At 62.8% G+C, this 17653-nt stretch carries 15 protein-coding genes; 2 read left to right on the plus strand and 13 right to left on the minus strand.

What is annotated here, in order from left to right; all coding sequences use genetic code 11:
• Positions 1-107: 107 nt before the first annotated feature.
• The 9 genes from HYH07_RS15095 to HYH07_RS15135 form a co-directional block, all read right to left on the minus strand.
• Positions 108-263 carry a hypothetical protein gene (locus tag HYH07_RS15095; RefSeq protein WP_167354015.1) on the minus strand — a complete coding sequence of 52 codons (156 nt, stop codon included), beginning with the start codon at positions 261-263 and terminating at the stop codon, positions 108-110.
• 86 nt (positions 264-349) lie between these two features.
• Complete coding sequence (locus tag HYH07_RS15100) at positions 350-928, minus strand: flavin reductase family protein (protein ID WP_057757457.1); 579 nt, start codon at positions 926-928, stop codon at positions 350-352.
• Between the two features lie 31 nt (positions 929-959).
• On the minus strand, positions 960-1796 hold the full coding sequence (locus HYH07_RS15105; protein WP_220003204.1) for an ATP-binding cassette domain-containing protein: 837 nt from the start codon (positions 1794-1796) through the stop codon (positions 960-962).
• A 20-nt stretch (positions 1797-1816) separates the two neighbouring features.
• Complete coding sequence (locus HYH07_RS15110; protein WP_220003205.1) at positions 1817-2623, minus strand: ABC transporter permease subunit; 807 nt, start codon at positions 2621-2623, stop codon at positions 1817-1819.
• Positions 2620-3777, minus strand: coding sequence for an FMNH2-dependent alkanesulfonate monooxygenase (ssuD, locus tag HYH07_RS15115; protein ID WP_220003206.1), 1158 nt, complete (start codon positions 3775-3777; stop codon positions 2620-2622). Before ssuD ends, HYH07_RS15110 begins: the two co-directional genes overlap by 4 nt.
• 642 nt (positions 3778-4419) lie before the next feature.
• On the minus strand, positions 4420-5589 hold the full coding sequence (locus HYH07_RS15120; RefSeq protein ID WP_220003207.1) for a cytochrome P450: 1170 nt from the start codon (positions 5587-5589) through the stop codon (positions 4420-4422).
• 77 nt (positions 5590-5666) lie between these two features.
• Positions 5667-6701 (minus strand): transglycosylase SLT domain-containing protein, encoded by a 1035-nt coding sequence (locus HYH07_RS15125; protein ID WP_220003208.1) that lies wholly within the window; start codon positions 6699-6701, stop codon positions 5667-5669.
• Between the two features lie 344 nt (positions 6702-7045).
• The gene (locus tag HYH07_RS36600) at positions 7046-7426 is read right to left on the minus strand and encodes a GNAT family N-acetyltransferase (protein ID WP_220003209.1); all 381 of its coding nucleotides are present in this window, start codon (positions 7424-7426) and stop codon (positions 7046-7048) included.
• A gap of 160 nt (positions 7427-7586) precedes the next feature.
• A complete protein-coding gene (locus HYH07_RS15135) occupies positions 7587-10658 on the minus strand; it encodes a winged helix-turn-helix domain-containing protein (protein ID WP_228749557.1) in 3072 nt (1023 codons plus the stop codon).
• A 104-nt stretch (positions 10659-10762) separates the two neighbouring features.
• On the opposite strand from HYH07_RS15135, the gene HYH07_RS15140 reads away from it, so the two are divergent.
• Both HYH07_RS15140 and HYH07_RS15145 read left to right on the plus strand, forming a co-directional pair.
• Positions 10763-11575, plus strand: coding sequence for a type 1 glutamine amidotransferase domain-containing protein (locus HYH07_RS15140; protein ID WP_312016670.1), 813 nt, complete (start codon positions 10763-10765; stop codon positions 11573-11575).
• Positions 11576-11616: 41 nt separating this feature from the next.
• Complete coding sequence (locus HYH07_RS15145; RefSeq protein ID WP_220003211.1) at positions 11617-12342, plus strand: alpha/beta hydrolase; 726 nt, start codon at positions 11617-11619, stop codon at positions 12340-12342.
• 76 nt (positions 12343-12418) lie between these two features.
• Here HYH07_RS15145 and HYH07_RS15150 read toward each other — a convergent pair whose 3' ends face one another.
• From HYH07_RS15150 to HYH07_RS15165, 4 genes are all read right to left on the minus strand, one after another.
• The gene (locus tag HYH07_RS15150; RefSeq protein WP_312016671.1) at positions 12419-13420 is read right to left on the minus strand and encodes an ABC transporter ATP-binding protein; all 1002 of its coding nucleotides are present in this window, start codon (positions 13418-13420) and stop codon (positions 12419-12421) included.
• A gap of 115 nt (positions 13421-13535) precedes the next feature.
• Complete coding sequence (locus HYH07_RS15155; protein ID WP_228749572.1) at positions 13536-14639, minus strand: carbohydrate ABC transporter permease; 1104 nt, start codon at positions 14637-14639, stop codon at positions 13536-13538.
• Between the two features lie 77 nt (positions 14640-14716).
• A complete protein-coding gene (locus HYH07_RS15160) occupies positions 14717-15874 on the minus strand; it encodes a carbohydrate ABC transporter permease (protein WP_220003213.1) in 1158 nt (385 codons plus the stop codon).
• Positions 15875-15883: 9 nt separating this feature from the next.
• Positions 15884-17359 carry an ABC transporter substrate-binding protein gene (locus HYH07_RS15165; protein ID WP_220003214.1) on the minus strand — a complete coding sequence of 492 codons (1476 nt, stop codon included), beginning with the start codon at positions 17357-17359 and terminating at the stop codon, positions 15884-15886.
• Positions 17360-17653 lie beyond the last annotated feature (294 nt).

The raw sequence follows: 17653 nt of genomic DNA on the forward strand, positions 1-17653 counted from the left end.
CCGTAGGGTGGGCACAGCGAAGCGTGCCCACGAGCTTTTTCGGTCGTTGAGAGACGGTGGGCACGGCGCAAGGGCGCCTTTGCCCACCCTACGAGACCGAGCAAGGCTCACGAATAACTCGGCGCGTCGGGCTTGCGAAAAATGTGGATGGGATCGCCGGGCACGAACGGCTGGCCGCGAAACATCGCATAGGCGTAGAGCGCGAGATAGGCGATCGCCAACGCGCCGATGGCGTAGAAGGCCCAGGTCCCGACGCGCTTCATAGCTCCGCTCCGCGGCCGTCCCGGATGGGAAGGCTCAGGGCGCTTCTAGAGCGATGAGGCGGAAAAGGCCAGCCCGCGCACGGCGATCAAACGCGGCGGAGGCGCGCGGGAACGCTGACCTCGGCCAGTCTCGCCGCATCCTCGTCCTGATCCACCGCCACATACTGGCCGTGCCAATAGGCGAGCGCGGCGTTGCGCGCCGAATTCCTGACATCCCTGACCCGGCCGATGACGATGCCGTGCGAATGGCGCTCGATGATGTCCTCGACCTCGCAATCGACTGCTGACAAGGCGCCGACCAGCAGCGGCACGCCGGATACGGCCGTGACCCATCGGGCGCCGGTGAAGCGATCGGCCCCCTTCAATCCGCCCTTGCCGGCAAAGCGCTCGGCGATTTCGAGCTGGTCGGCCGCGAGGATGTTCACGCCGAAGGCCCCATAGCGGCGGATCAGCGGAAAGGACGAGGCATCGCGATTGATGCTGACCAGCAGCGTCGGCGGGTCGACCGAGAGCGAAGTCACCGAAGTCACCGTCATGCCGGTGATGTCCTTGCCCCGCCCGGCGGTGATGACGCTGACGCCGCCGGTGAGGTGGCGCATGGCGCCGCGGAAATCGGCGGACGAGACGGGAATTTCGGTCATGAGATCGCGGGGCACTACATTCATGGCATGGTCCCCGAAGCGGGGTTCCCTCTATTTAGGTACGATCGTCCCCCGACAACAGGTGGTTCAGGATCGAGCCTTCGAGGCCGGCAAGCTCGGCCGAGCCGCGCTGGCGGGGCCGGCCTGCGTTAACCACGACGTCATGGGCGATCCGGCCCTCCTCGATCACCAACACCCGGTCGGCGAGCGCCACCGCCTCGGCGACGTCGTGGGTCACCAGGATTGCGGTAAAACCCTGGTCGCGCCAGACGCGCTCCAGGAGGCGCTGCATCGAGATCCGGGTCAGCGCATCGAGCGCACCGAGCGGCTCGTCGAAGGCGAGCACGCGCGGACGTGAGACCAGCGCACGGGCGAGCGCGACGCGCTGCTTCTGGCCGCCCGACAGCACCGACGGCCACTGGTCGCGCTTGTCGGCGAGGCCGACCTCGGCAAGCGCCTTCTCCGCGCGCACATGCGCATCGGTGGATGAACGATCGCGACCAAGGCCGACCTCGACATTGGACAGCACGCGGGCCCAGGGCAACAGTCGCGGCTCCTGGAACATCACGCGGATGTCTTCAGCCTGAATCTCGTCGCCAAAGCTGACGCTGCCGTTATCGCTCTTTTCCAAGCCCGCGATGAGGCGCAGCAGCGTGCTCTTGCCGCAGCCGCTCTTGCCCACGATCGCCACGAACTGTCCGGACGGGATGTGCAGATCGATCCCGCGCAGCACCTCGTTGTCGCCGTAGGATTTGCGCAAGCCGCGGATGCTGAGCGGCAGGCCGCCGATCTGTGTCGGCCGCTCCTCGCGCCCGACGCGGGCGTGAGGCGCGAAATTGGCGCGGCTGCCGAACTCGGTTTCGGGAAGGATCGTACGAAGCGCTGTCTGCATGTGATTCCCAGTATTTCTGCTCAATTTTTCTGGAAGGCGGGATGCCAGGAGAGCGTCGCCCGCTCCAGCACGCGGGAGGCGCTGTCGGCCAGCTTGCCGAGCAGGGCATAGATCAGGATCGAGAGCACGACGACGTCGATCAGCATGAACTCGCGCGCCTGCATCGCCATGTAGCCTAGCCCTGAGGACGCTGCGATGGTTTCGGCGACGATCAGGGTCAGCCACATGATGCCGAGCGCGAAGCGGATGCCGACGAAGATCGAAGGCAGCGCGCCCGGGAAGATCACGCGGCGGAACAGCTCGCTATCGGTCATGCCATAGATGCGGCCCATCTCGATCAGCTGCGGATCGACGGTGCGGATGCCGTGCAGCGTGTTGAGATAGATCGGGAAGAACACGCCGAGCGCGACCAGGAACAGCTTGGCGCTCTCGTCGATGCCGAACCACAGGATGACCAGCGGGATCAGCGCCAGATGCGGCACGTTGCGCACCATCTGCAGCGTGGTGTCGGTGAGCTTTGCCGAGAGCTGCGACAGCCCGTTGGCGAGCCCGAAGGCGAAGCCGATGCTGCCGCCGATCAGAAAGCCGATCGAGGCGCGCCAGAACGACACCCAGATGTTGCGGATGAGCTCGCCGGACAGCAGCAGCTTCCAGCCGGCCAGCGCGACATCGCTGGGCGCCGGCAGCACGCGGGTCGGCACCAAGCCGGTGACACAAGCAATCTGCCAAAGCGCGACGATGGCGAGCGGCACGATCCATTGGACCAGGCCATCGACCCGCGGCAGGCGGAAATTACGCGGAAGTGAAACGCTGTCGATCACGCTCATGATTGCGACACCCGGTGCTGCGGACGGTAATCGCTCCCGACCGTCTCGCCGAATGGACCGCCATTGAAATGCAGCCTGGTCACGTTGCTCGGCTGCTCCAGCGAGAGCAGCGGGAATACCAGCTCGGCAAAGCGATAGGCTTCTTCCAGATGCGGATAGCCCGACATGATGAAGGTATCGATGCCGATGTCCTGATACTCCTTGATACGCGCGGCGACCGTCTCGGCATCGCCGACCAGCGCCGTGCCGGCGCCGCCGCGCACCAGGCCGACACCGGCCCAGAGATTCGGCGCGATCTCCAGCTTGTCGCGCTTGCCGCCATGCAGCTGCGCCATGCGATGCTGGCCGACCGAATCCATCCGGGCAAAGTTCTTCTGCGCGGTCGCGATGGTCTCGTCGCTGACATGCTTGATCAGATCGTTTGCCGCGCGCCAGGCCTGTTCGTTGGTCTCGCGCACGATCACATGAAGGCGGATGCCGAAGGACAGCTTGCGGCCGCGCGCGCTGGCGACATCCCTCACCTTCGCGATCTTCTCGGCAACCTGGGCCGGCGGCTCGCCCCAGGTGAGATATTTGTCGACCGTGTCGACGGCGACATCGATGCCGGCATCTGACGAGCCGCCGAAATAAAGCTCAGGCCGCGGTGACTGGACCGGATGGAACAGCAGCTTGCCGTCCTCGACGCGGATGTGCTTGCCCTCGACATTGACGGTCTTCCCGGCGAGCAGGTCGCTATAGACGTTGAGGAACTCGCGGGTGACCTCGTAGCGCTCGTCATGGCCGAGGAAGATGCCGTCGCCTTTGTTCTCGACCGGATCGCCGCCGGTAACGACGTTGATCAGCAAACGGCCGCCCGTGACACGGTCGAGCGTCGCGGTCATGCGCGCGGCGACCGTCGGCGATTGCAGGCCCGGACGGACGGCGACGAGATAGCGCAGCCGTTCGGTGAAGGGGGCAACGCTGGAGGCGACGATCCAGGAATCCTCGCAGGACCGGCCGGTCGGCAGCAGCACGCCGTAATAGCCGAGCTGGTCCGCGGCCTGCGCGACCTGGCGCAGATAGTTGAAATTGACTTCGCGGCCGCCGATGCCGGTGCCGAGATAGCGGCCGTCGCCGTGGGTCGGCAGGAACCAGAGGATGTTGCTCTTGCTCATGGATGGCTCCTAACCGTAGGTCGTGCCGACCGCGGCGGCGACAAGGCCGACCGACAGGGCGATGGCGGCGATCACGCGCTGGACGATGCGTCTCATGTTGGGACCTCTTGAAAAGGGGAAGACCGGTCGGCGCGATCAAGCTGCCGTTTCAAGGATGATGGTGCGGAGCGGGAAGAGTGTCGAGACATCGGGAAAAATAGCGATGCGAGCACTGCGCGCGAGGCGAAGCGCGTGATTAATCTTTCGAAGGGCGAAGCGAATGAAGATGAAATTTTCTGCACGCGGATGTGACGGGGCGCGCGTTCGGCCTCGAACCTCGCGGGCTGGAACAGACAACGCGAAAACAACCCCATGCACAGTAGGCGGGCGCGCGAAGGGGATCAGCTACGAATTATCCGAAAATTCTTTGACCCGTCGGGCAAAACAGGAGTAGGATGGCATCATGGCGACATCGGTCCGCTGAGGCGCGAAGCTCCTCCATCACCACCGCCGTCATTCCCCGCGCAGGCGGGGAATCCAGTACGCCGCGGCCTATCGAGGAATCACTGCCGTCTCTGGAATACTGGATCGCCCGCCTTCGCGGGCGATGACACCGAATGTGTGACGGCATGGGTGCCACAATCCCGTGCAGGCCCCGCCCGACTACTGCAGCCACCGCACCGGCAAGTTCTGCAAGCCCCGGAACGCCCAGCCTCCGATTCGCACCGGCTCGTCGTCGGCAAGCTCGATATTGCTGGCGCGTGCGAACAGTGTCGGCAGCGCGACGTCGGCGATCATGGCGCGCGAGGCGAAGGCGCCGGCGCAGAAATGCGGACCGGCGCCGAAGGCAACGCTCTTCGAGGTGTCGCGCCGCACGTCGAATTCGTCGGCGCGCTCAAAATGCTTCTCGTCGCGATTGGCGGAGCCGAACATCAGGAACACGCGCTCGTCGGTCTCGAACGACACGTCGCGGATGCTCCACGGCTTTGCGATGCGCCGCGGCGACATGCCGATCGGCGAAATCCAGCGGGCATATTCCTCGAATGCCTGCAGCCATGACACCTCGCCCTTGCGCACGAGGTCGAGCTGTTCGGGATGCGTCAGCAGCGCCCACACCGTGCCTGATATCGCCTTGCGCGGCTCGTTCTGGCCGCCCGATATCGCGAGTTTTACATTCGCGCGCACGCTCTCCATGTTCATGCCGGACGCAAGGAGTACGCCCAGAATGCTCTGGTCGGGGTTCTTGCGCATCACCGGCAGGATGTCGTCGATCGCAGCATCGATGCTAGATGTCGCAGCGTGGCAGCGCGCCTCGACCGCGGGATCGCCGCCGTAATTGGCGATGCCCTCGATCATGGCCTGCGACCAGGCGTCCATGTCGGCAAAGCCGATATTGGTGAGGCCGGTGATCGACTTCAGGCATTCGCCGGAAAACGGCAGTGCGAAGTCGGCCATGAAGTCGATCCGGCTGCCGGGTTCGAGAGAATCGAGAATGCGATCGGCATGGGCCTGGAACAGCGCGGTCCAGTGCGCCTTCACCGTCTTCGGCGACACCGTCGGGAACATCGCGCGCCGCTCGATTTGGTGCGCCTCGCCATCCTTGCGCATCATGTTGTGGCCCATCAGCCGGTTCATCAGGCCGGCGGGCTGGTGCGAGGAGAACACGTCGATCTGCTTCTCCGAGATCGAGATGTCGTCGCGGCTGGTCAGCAATGTCGAGCCGAGTTGCGGCACGAAGGCGATCGGCGCCTGCTTCCGCATTCTTGCCAGCATCGGATAGGGATCGGCCCAGAACGCGGTGGGGTCGATATCGACGCGCGGCGCGGTGCTCACGGGGGCTCCCTGGATTTTCTCCGGCTAGACTAGCGAACTCCGCTAGCGATCGTCTAGCGATAGGGACGGAACGGAAATTATGGGTTCGCCGCCGCAGCGGCGGTCGCCACATATTTGGTGTAGAATTCGGCGACCCGGCCGCGCCACATGCCGACGAAGGCCTCTGACGTCACGTTGTCCACCGATTTCCAGCTGCGCTTGAACGCCGGAAGTGCATTGCCCCAGATCGCGCGCTTGCACCACCTCTCGCCCTTCTCCTTGCCTTCGCTGGTGGCGCACATGGATTTCCAGGCCGCGCGAGCGGGCCGGCTGATGTGCTCGGCGGCGCCTTCCCAGCCCTGCTGATGGATCAGGTAAAGATCGCTCATGTCCGGCTTGCGGTGCGTGATCCACTCGAACTGGACGCCTTCGGTAATGATCTTGTAGGCGGCCGCAACGGCATTGTCCCTGGGACTGCGAATGTTCCCGAAGCCGAACTTGCCGAACTCATATTGGCTCAGCTGAAACAGGCCGATATACGACCCGGTGCGTTGATTAGGGTTGAAACCGGATTCGATCTTGGCAACCGCCATCATGAAATTGAAATCGAGACCGAAGGCGTCGGAAGCGCGCTTGATCTCTTCGGCCGGCGTTCCAAGCGGGATGTCCTTGAACGCGCGCAAGACGATCTCCGCCGGTTTTTCGGCGGGCGGCAGTTCGGACCAGACGTAGTAGATCAGATAACGGAAATCCGGCGTCGACGACGCTTTCGGAGCATCCCCGGATGCATCGCGTGCTGCCGGCAGCGGCTGGACGATATCCTGCCCCAACGACGCCAGTTTCGGCGCGACAGGATCCTCGGCAATTTCGGTGCTGGGCGGCTCGAGGGCTGCCGCCGTCGCCGACGACGTCACCGAGCCAAGCTCTTCTTTTTCTGCCCGAAGCGCTGCTGCAAGCCTGGCGGATGCTTCTGCGTAGAGCGCAGGCGTCACCATGTCCGCGGGGGCCGGCACGTTCGCTGCCGCTTGCGGCACGACATCAGGCACTGTCACCGCCGGTCTGTTTGTTCCGGCCAGATAGAATCCCACGGCTGCGATCACAGCCACGATGCAGCTGGTCTGCCAAACCTTCATTGCCCGAAGTCTACGGATGGCTTCCGTCCGAAGGTTGTTTGCATGTTCCTGCGGCCCGTGGGTTAAGTCTCCTTCGTAGATTCTTAAGGTTTAAATGTGGTGAACGGGGAGACTTTCGGCCCCGTCAATCACCGGAATTGTCCCGCTTCGGGACAAAGGCGGGCAGGCGGGGTCCGTCTGCGACCTCCTCGAAGCGGAACTATCCGATTGCTGGAGCTCAGCGCGTCGGATGGGTTGAGCCGCTGCGAAACCCATCATGCTTCGTCGCATATGGAGGGAGCGATGGGTTTCGCTGACGCTCAACCCATCCGGGCTTGACGCCGGCCATACGCGGATGGCGCCGATCACAACTCTCTGACCAGCTTGGGGAGCATTCTGCCTGGTATCGAGCCGGATGGGGCGAGGCCACAGTCCTTGGCGCCCATTCGTCGATAGAATGGTGCGGCGCCCGGATCGGCTTCGATCAACATGCGCTTAGCACCCATGCGAGCCGCTTCACTGATAGCCCAGTGGAACAGCTTGGTCCCCACACCTGCGCGAAGCATGGTCGGCTCTATGAACAACTTCAGCAAGTCTGCTTCGTCGCCGGTCACTTTCATTTGGGCCATACCGACAATCCTGCCGTTCTCTTCCGCCACGGCAATCGCATTGGACCGCATGTCACACGGTTCAATGATGAGTTCGCGGCGGCAAGCTTCGATGAAGTCTCTGTCGTAGCCCCACACGGCTTTTGACCGGAGGCACAAAGCAGAGAGGGCTGGCAGCTCTTCAACCTGGGGCGGTCTGAGAACACACGACACGAGGCTCGCTCCGGTGCATTGGCCTCTGATAGCACATCGCAGCAACGAAGCGGCGGCTCGTTGATCACGAACGTGGCGTTCAACCCTATGCGCAGGCTCGCGCGCCTCGCAGCAGGTGCGAAGCGGCAACGAGATCCTGGGTTTGGAAGCCCTCGGTGAACTCTTCGTAAAGCGGCCGAAGCAATCGGATAGCCTTCGTCCTGCGGCCGGTCGCGATCCAGCGTGCGGCAAGATCGGTGGCGATGCGCAGCTCGAATGTCTTCGCTCCGATAGCGCGGGCTTCAGTGAGTGCCTGGAGCAGCAGGCCTTCGGCAAGCTGCGGTTCACCTTCATGAAAGAGGACGGACGCCTCGACCCGCTGAAGCTCCGAGCGGCACCAGCGCTCTCCCTGAGCTTCCTGATGGTGGATCGCTTTTGCGATCGCCTTGCGCGCCTCCACAATCCGCCCCTGTCGCAGATAGGCGCGGGCGAGGGTGGCGAGATAGCTGCCGATCCGCATCAGAAAACGACAGTCGATCAGTTCCTCAATTGCGGCACGGATGTCCTCCACCGCCTCGCGATCACCGCGCAGATCGCGCAGGCAGGCCGAGAAATAGCGTTCGACCGCAATCCAGCGCGAGATGCGCTCCCGCTCCAGATTGCGACGGAGCCGCTCGGTGTAATGCGCAAGCGCCGCCAGATTACCTGACTCGAGCGAGATCGGAAGCGCGGCGAGGCCAAGCGCATTCGATTGCGACACCCAATGACCGCCGCGATCGGCGGCCTCGACGGCATCGTCCGCCAGCTTCGCCGCATACTCGGCTTGCCCCTGCATCCACGCCACGAAAGGCAGATTGAAGCGAACCGTGATGAAGCGATAGACCTCGTTCGCATCTTTCCGCGAACGCCCCTCGGCCAGTGAATAGGTCGCCGCGAGACGATCCAGAACCAGGCGGCTCTTGCTCAATTCGCCGGCGAAGGCGTGGGCCCAGGCCCACGCCCGATCGGCTTCGGATGTCGCCGTCAGGTCGCGGTCCCGATCGGCCAGCGCCGTGGCTTCGTCAAGGTAGGTCAGCGCACGCGGGATCTGGCCGATCTGCAGCAGGTAAAAGGCAAACCCGACCAATGCGCGTTGCTGATACTCGATATTTCCGGCGCTTCTTGAGAAGGCAATGGCATCGAGCCATGCAAGCTGGTTTTCGTTCGAGAGCTTGCGCGCGTAGAACAGGCTCCATCCCAGCGCGCAAGCGAGCTTTGCCCGCAGCAGATCGTCGCAGGCAATGGACTTGGCCAGGCCAAGCGCGAACTCCAGCCGCGACTGCGCCTCGGAGAGGATCGAGGTCTCCGACCACAAGGTGATGCCGGCCACTGTCAGCCTGATCCCGAGAACGGCATCGCCCTCCTTGCCAAACGCCCATGACAAGGCGGCCCTCAAATCGGCGATGCGGCCAAGATAGCGCTGCGTCCAATCGGCTGGTTCGCGCCAGTTCCACTCCTCCTCGGACTGTTCGAACACCGCAAGGACGCGCTGTGCATGACGGTGCAGAGCCTGCCGGCAAGCCGGATCAGCCAAAAGGCGCTCCGCTGCGTAACGTCTTGTGCTGTCGAGCAGCCGATAGCGAAGGCTGGCGCCCTGCGCCTGCGCGTTCAGCAGCGATTTGGCTACAAGACTGCTGAGACCGGTGACGACGTCGACCGGCGTGAGCCCCGCCGCCTCGGCGACGAACACCGCATCCTCGGCCTCGAACGCGTCACTGAACACCGACAGCAGGCCGAATAACCTCGCCTCCCTCGGCGACAACAGCTTGAAGCTCCAGTCGATCGTCGCCATCAGCGTCTCATGTCGCGGAATCGCGCCGTCGGCGACGGGGGCGCGGAAGCCCAGGGTCTGATCGAGCAGCGCCACCAGCTGGCGAGGCGTGAACCTGCCGATCTGGGCTGCCGCCAATGCGATGGCCAGAGGAAGGCCGTCGAGCGCGTGGCAGATTCGAACGACGGCTTCGCAGTCGTCATCGACGAACCGGTAGTCCGACCATTCTGCGGCGCGGCGGACAAACAGCTGCACGCCGGGGAATTTGATGGCCTGATCAGTCGCCAGGGCACAGCCAGGCCCCGGCAAGCCAAGCGGACCCAGCCGCACCAGATGCTCGGCCGGGGTGCCGAGCGGCTCACGGCTGGTGGCCAGCAGCCTGGATGACGACGTCTCCGTCATGAACCGGCCGGCGAACATGGTGGCGGCAGGCAGCACATGTTCGCAATTGTCCAGAACGACCAGCATCCGCCGCGACCTCAAATAATCCAGGACGGCCGTCGTGGCGTTGTCCGAATTGCCCCTGATGCCGAGCGCCGTGACCAGCGCGGTGCCGAACAGCATCGGATCGGAAATCGTCGCGAGGTCGACGAAGCACACGCCGTCGCGGCAGCTGGATGCGAAGACCCGTGCTGCCGCGGTGGCGACCGTTGTCTTGCCGACCCCGCCTGGCCCGGCCAGGGTGACATGCCTGGTTTCGATCAACGTCCGGGCAAGATCGGCGATTTCGGCCTCGCGGCCAACGATGTCGCGCAACACAGGCGGCCTGGACACACAGGCCGGCTCCGCGCTGACAGGCTCACCCTCGATCTCGCCGATGCTGGCCTGCACCTGCGCGATAAACTTGTAACCGCGCCGCGCCACCGTCGCGATGTAGGCGGGCTCGCCTTGCGTGTCGCCGAGCGAGCGCCTCAAGCTCCACATATTGACCTTGAGATTGCTGTCATGGAGGAAGGTGCCGGGCCAGGCGGCCTCCATCAACTCATCCTTGCTGACGAGTTCGCCGGAGCGCTGCACCAGCGCCTGGAGCAGCTCGAAGGCACGGCCGCCCATTTTGACCGGTTGGCCATCGAGAAGAAGAAGCTGGCGGCGTGGCACCAACCGGAATGGCCCGAAGGAGAAAGTGAGTTCCTCTCGACGCCGACCACTTTGCGATGTCTCAATGGTAGTCCGCATTCCACGGCCAAACGATGCGACAGTGCTTTGAAATATCACGGCTCTCGACCCGGCTGAACACGGCGATTTTGAAAACGCACGATTGCAGCGAGCATTTTGTCGCAGAGTCCAAGGCGCTCCTTCAACTTCGTGCGAGCCATGCCAACGAACGGCGGATTTACCTGATTTAACCGGCTCGCGCCGCCGCTCCAACTATAATTGCTGGAACGAACAAGACCGCGCCAGGCAAATCGGCTCGGCGTGGAGCGTCGATATCAAACCGTGGAGCCAGCAGAATGTCCAAAGGAAAAGTCCTTGTGGCAGGATCCAATGCCAACAGGATCGAGATCAGAGGCGGCGGTACCGGCCCGACCGGCCAGTATCTCAACGAACTGGTCGTGCCGGTGATGGCGCTGGTCGATGCCGGGTACGACATCGCCTTCGCGACGCCTGATGGCAGCAAGCCGCACATCGATCCCGCTTCGGACAAGGTCGTCCATTTCGACGATGAAAAGGCGTATCGCCGGGCGCGCGAGTTCTACGACGCCAGCCCGGTCCTGAACAAGGTCTCGACCCTGCGCGCCCTGATCGATGGCGGGCTCGACCAATATGACGGGTTCTTCACGCCGGGCGGACAGGCGCCGGTGGTCGATCTCATGCAGGACGGCGATCTCGGCGAGATCCTGCGCTTCTTTCATGCGCAGGCGCGGCCAACGGCATTCCTCTGCCACGGTCCGATCGCATCCATGGCCGCCCTGCCGCGCGCGAAAGAGTTTCGTGCCGCACTGATCGCCGGCGATACTGCGCGAGCGGCCGAGCTCGGCCGTGGCTGGCAATATACCGGCTACAAAATGACGGTCTATTCACGCAGCGAGGAGAAACCGATCGAGGAGCAGATCCTGCATGGTCAGCTCTATTTCGACATGCCCTCCGCGCTGACGATCGCGGGCGCAGAGGTCAACACCGGTCCGGACTTCGCGCCCCACGTCGTCGAAGATCGCGAGATGATCACCGGCCAGAATCCACGCTCCGACCATCCGCTGGCGAGTGCGCTGATTGCCGCGCTGGACCGCCGCCGCGTCAACACGAAAGCTTCGAACGTTTCGTCAGCCGAAAAGGTATCGCCATGAAACACCTGATAAAGCACCTGATCCTTGGAGCACTCCTCGCCATGTCCGTCAGCCTTCCCTCCTCTGCGCAGACGCGCGCCGGCAAGCCCGTCTCGATCGTGCTGGTGCACGGGGCCTTCGTCGATGCCTCCGGCTGGAAGCCAGTCTATGACAAGCTGACCGGCGACGGCTACGAAGTGCTTCTCGTGCAAAATCCCACCATCACGCTCGATGGCGATGTCTTCGCGACCAAGCAGGTGATCGCCAGAGCCACCAAGCCGGTGCTGCTGGTCGGACACTCCTATGGCGGCGCTGTCATCACCGAGGCCGGAGGCGATCCAAAGGTGGCGGCCCTGGTTTACCTCGCGGCATACGCTCCTGACGCGGGCGAGTCCGCGTTCGACGTGGCCTCGAAACCGCACCCCGGCGAGCCAAGCGCGCCGCTGTTGCCACCACAAGACGGCTTCCTGCTCGTCGACCAAGCTAAGTTTCCGACCGCCTTTGCGGCGGATGTCGATCCTTCACTGACGACCTTCATGGCTGCGGCGCAGGTGCCCTGGGGGCTTGCCGCGGTGCAGACCAAGATCACCAATCCGGCCTGGAAGCAGAAGCCGACTTATTTCATGCTGACGACGCAGGATCACATGATCCCGCCTAGCCTGCAGCGCGCAGGGGCCAAGAGGGCGGGCGCTCAGCTTCGCGAAATCCAGAGCAGTCACGCGGTGATGTTGTCGCATCCGGACGATGTGGTCGGCTTTATCGAGCAGGCCGCCGAGGCGATCAAATAGCGGGGCGTCGCGTGGCGATGCGGCGCCGGGCGGTCGGCGCCGCATCGGCATGTCCTGGACCAGCGCAGCTGTCCGCTTACCGCACGCGCGCGCCGCTTTCGGCATCGAAAACGAACGTGCGTGACGGCGTCAGCGAGACACCGATGCGCTCGCCTTGCCTGCCGGCAAACTGCTTGGGGGCCTTCACGGCGATGAAGTCGCTTTCGACCTTGACCGTCACCAGCGTATGGTCGCCGATCAGCTCGTTGGCGTAGATCTCGCCCTTCAGATCGCCCTTGTGGGGCTCGACGATGGTGCAGTCCTCAGGGCGCACCCCGAGGACGGCCCTGGCGATCCTGCCTGACACCGGTGATGTCAGCCGGGCGCCATGGCCCATGAAGGCTGTGCCGTCCAGAGCCCCATGGATGATATTCATCGGCGGCGAACCGATGAATTGGGCGACGAACAGATTGGCGGGATCGTTGTAGGTGTTCGCCGGCGTGTCGAGCTGCTGCAAGACGCCCTTTTCCAGGATCGCGACCCGGTGGGCCAGGGTCATGGCTTCGATCTGGTCGTGCGTCACATAGATCGTCGTGATGCCGAGCGACTGCTGCATGTGCTTCAGCTCGGCGCGCATGTGACCGCGAAGCTTGGCATCGAGATTTGAAAGCGGCTCATCCATCAGAAACACCGAGGGGCGGCGGATGATGGCGCGGGCAAGCGCGACCCGCTGACGCTGACCTCCGGATAGCTCGCGGGGATAGCGATCGAGCAGGCTCTGAAGTTGAACCTGGGCGGCAGCCTCCTTGATCGCGGCGGCACGCTCGGCTTCGGGAATGCGGCGAACCTTGAGCGGAAAGCCGATATTCTCGGCCACGGTCTTGTGCGGGTAAAGCGCGTAGGATTGAAATACCATGGAGATGTCGCGGTATTTCGGCAAGATGTCGGTGACATCGCGGTCGCCGATCAAGACGCGGCCAGCGCTGGCGGTCTCGAGCCCGGAGAGAATGCGCAGCGCAGTGGTCTTTCCCGAGCCCGACGCGCCGAGCAGCACCAGGAATTCGCCCGGCGCGACCTCCAGATCGAATTCCTCGAGCACCTTCACGCTCCCGAAAGATTTCCGCACCTTGTCGAAACGGACCGGGACTTGACGGACCGGGACTTGGCGAACCGGGAATTGGCGAGCGGGACCTGACATCGCTTTGTTCATCCGCTCATCCCTTGACCGCGCCAAGCAGGACGCCCTTGGCGATATAGCGTTGCAGCACGATGGCCATGATGATCACCGGAAGGATCATGATCATGATGATGGCGCACATCTCCCACCATAGGATGCCCCGCTCGCCCGTGTTCTTGGCGGCAACCATGATCGGCATGGTCAGGGCCCGCGCGGTGGTGAGGAAGATCGCGAACAGATACTCGTTCCAATTGAGGATCAGCGTCAGCAGGGTGGTTGCAGCGAGCCCCGGACGGGTCAAGGGCAACACGATGTCCCAAAAGATCTCGAAGCGTGACGAGCCGTCGAGTTGTGCCGATTCCTCCAGCTCAACGGGAAGATTGGCGAAAAAGTCGTGCATGAGCCAGACCACGATCGGCAGATTGGCGACCGCATAGACGATGATCAGCGCGAAGTGCGTGTCGATCATGCGGACCGACTGAAACATCATGTAGACGGGAATGATGACGACGATCGGCGGCAAGATGCGCTGGGATACGATCCAGAACAGGATGTCGTTGTTTCCGAGCGTGGTCTTGAAACGACGCCCCAGGCTGCGGGCCAGAAGGAAAAACAAAGCGAGGCCGGTGGCGCCTGAAATCGCCCAGTGAACGTCGAAATAATTGGACGCGACGATGGCCGACAGGGCCAGCAGCACGAACATCACGATATTCCCGAACTTCGGCTTGTAGCTGATGCGCGCCAGGGCGTAGGCGGCCATGGACCCGACGGCAATGCAGAGCGCAGTGGCGCCGAAACTGATCACAAAGGAATTGGTATAGGCGAGGTAAACCTTGCAGATCTGCGGCTCCATCCTTTCGATCTTGATGACGGGCGAAACAACGAAGGCGAACAGATTGTTGAGCAGCAGGACAAGCTGGCGGCCGATCGAATAGGCATCGCAATAGGGGTCCGTCGCGAATTGCGCCGTCCAACCCTTCAGCGTCGGCTGGAAATCGACAAAGGGGATGAAGAACGGCCCGTTGCTGACGGTCCAGGCATCCTTGAAGGCGGTAATGACCACCCAATAGATCGGAAACAGCACGAACAGCGACCAGAACAACAGGATGGCCCAGGCCACAAGGTTGGCCACAGGGGACATCTTGCCCACGGCAGGCGGCTCGAACAGCCGTTGCCTGAGGGACCGCTGCGGCCTGGACATCCTGTCAGTCGCCCCGCTCATGCCCGCGCCCTGCGCAACCGTTTGACGACCACATAGTTGAAGAACGAGGAGCAGACGACCACGGTCAATATCAGGAGAAGATATGCCACGGCGGCGGAATCACCCATATTGTTGGACCGCCAGAGAAACAGCGAATGCAGCGTCATCGACTCGGTCGCGATCCCGGGCCCTCCCGCCGTCATGATGTTCGGCAGATCCACGATCTTGAACGCCTCGATCATGCGGATGAGCATGACGGTTGCCGCGACCGGAAGGATCTGCGGCCAGGTGATTTCGCGGAAGATCTGGAAGCTGGAGGCACCATCGACCTGAGCGGCCTCGACATGATCCTTGGGCACGTTCTCCAGTGCGGCCAGCAAGACGATGAAGATGAAGGGGATCCACTGCCAGGAGTCGCCTAGGATGACAAACCAGCGCGCGGCCCAGGCATCGGTCGACCATGCCCAATTCCCAAGACTGACCAATTGCCAGAACGGCTGGAACGGACCCTTGGTCACATCGAGAATCATCTTGAAGGCATAGCCGACCCCGAGGGGGGTGATCATGAGAGGGATGAAGAACAGGACCCGGAAGAAATTCTTGCCGCTCACGGGCTGCGAACACAGGAAGGCCAGCATCAGGCCGATGACGAACTGGATGGAGCAGCCGACGACGACATAGAACAGGGTATTGAGCAGCGTGCCCCATTGATTGCCTGACAGCAGCGTGGCGGCGAAGAGGAGCGCGATGAACATGGCCATGGCGGCGCTGATCAGCCGCCCGGCGAGGCCAACCCAGCTGACGCCGCTGACGACAGCGCGATAGAGCCACCACAACAGAGCGCCGGCAATCAGCAGGCTGAAGACCCAGCCGGCGACGCTCATGGTCGTGAAGCGGCCGAGGAAGTGAACCTGCTGGTTGCCGGCAAACTGGGCCGCGAAGTTCTCGAACCAGACCGTCCGGAATTTGAGACCGGTGGCGGAGAACCTGACATGACTGATCGCGAAAACGATGGTGTAGAAGGTCGGGAAAATCGCAAAGAGCAGGACGAGTGTCACGGCCGGCGCGATGAAAAACGTTCTCGAATGGCGGTCAAGCCATTCGCCCCAGCTTTCGCCCCGAGAGAGTCCAGCCGGGGCAATCCCCGGCTGGCTCGTCACTGTAACCTCAGACATCAGGCTCGCTCACTTCGCAGGACCGACGGCGAGCGCCATCTGCTTGATCTGCTCGTCGCGGCCGAAGTCCTTGGTGATCTTCTCCCAGCCGGCCTCGATGTTCTTCAAGGCCTCGTCCACGGTGATCTCGCCGGCCATGTAGCGCGCCAGCTCCGTGTCGAGCACGACGCCGGTGTACTGCTGCGCACCGGGAATCTTGAGGTCGGACGCCATGTTGGGGTTGTTGAGGGCATTGTTGATGGCGCCCATGTAGTTCTTGGCGAGACCCTCATCCATGCCCGACTTCACCCAAAGGTCCGTGCTCTTGAGCTGGCTGAGGCGGTAAGGGTTGAAGCCTGTCCAGCCCATGGTCACGTCGACGTTGGATTGCTCTTTCTGGCTGATGTACGACAGGAAGTCGTAGGCCGCCTGCTTGACCTTGGGATCGGACTTGGCGTTGACGGCGCCGCCCCAGCCGCCAAAGGCCGAGAACGGAGCATAGTTGACGCCGTCGATCGCATAGGGTGCAGACTCCTTGCTGACCGGAACAAGCTTGCCGGTCTTGCGGTCAAGAACTTCCTTCGAACCGACATTGGTGGCGTAGAGCTTGTTCTTGATCCCCTTTGCGTCGTCCTCGAGCTGGAGCGGACCCGGATCGCCCCATTCGATCAGAAGGCCGCAGCGGCCCGACTTGAACAACGCCCTTGTGTCGCCGATGTCCATGTTCAGCTCTTCCGGCGGTCCGTACTTGCTTGTCTCCTTGTAGAGTTCGAACGCCTTTTTCCAGCCCTCATTGTTGACCAGGGGCTTCATCGTGGCGTTGTCGAACTGGAAGCCCTGGGCCGTACCCTGGGTCTGAACGATCGTCGAAGCGATCGTCTGCACGGCGAAATAGCTCTGCGCGTTCCGTTTCTTGAAGATGCAGGAGCCGTAGCCGGGCTTGCCGTCACCGCTCATGTCCTGGCCGTTGATCGCCTTGGCAATGGCGAGATAGTCGTCCCAGGTCTTGGGCGGCTGCAGATTGTTCTTTTCCAGGATGTCCTTGCGATAATAGACCATCTGGAAGTCGCCATCGACCTGGATCACCATCGTATGCCCGCCGATCTTCTGGGCAAACTCGCGGAAATAGGGAGCGATGTCCTGGAGATCGATCTTGCTGTCCTTCGCAATGTAGGGATCGAGGTTTTCGAGGAGCCCTGCCGCCGCGAGCTCGACGCCCCAGCCGGCGGCGAAGACCGCAACATCAATGGAATTGGTTCCCGAGGACCAGTCCTGCTGAACCTTCGGGAAGATCTCGGCATAAGGCACTTCATTGACGATGATCTTGGCGCCCGTCAGCTTCTCGAATTCCTTGCCGCGCTGGGACACTGCGCCGGCAATGACAGGCCCCGGACGCGTCAGGATGTTGATCGTAACGCCGTCATACGGGCCGGCACTGGCGATGCCCGACCAGGCGCACAAGGCGACGGCCGACGCAGCAGCTGTCGCAAGCTTCCGAATCTCCATAGGTCCCTCCCGTGTACATTTTTATTGAAGTGGCGGGCCTGAGCCCGCACAACTCGCAGCCTACAGCATTTCGCCGCCCGGAAAAGCCGGAGCGTTGCGAATTTGCTTGATGGCGCGCCGTCCTTCCAGCCTGGACCCGGTGTGCAAGCGCAGCAAGACCGCGTGCTGGCATGGCCCATCAGCACCACGCCGGCCGCGAAATGGCCTTCCACCGCGCCGCCCACCTCGGCCTACCGAGTTCGGCGATGGATCAAAAACGCGAAGACTTCAATCTGAGTTGGTCCGCCTTGCCAC

Source organism: Bradyrhizobium sp. BR 10261 (assembly GCF_019455395.1).
GTDB lineage: Bacteria > Pseudomonadota > Alphaproteobacteria > Rhizobiales > Xanthobacteraceae > Bradyrhizobium > Bradyrhizobium manausense.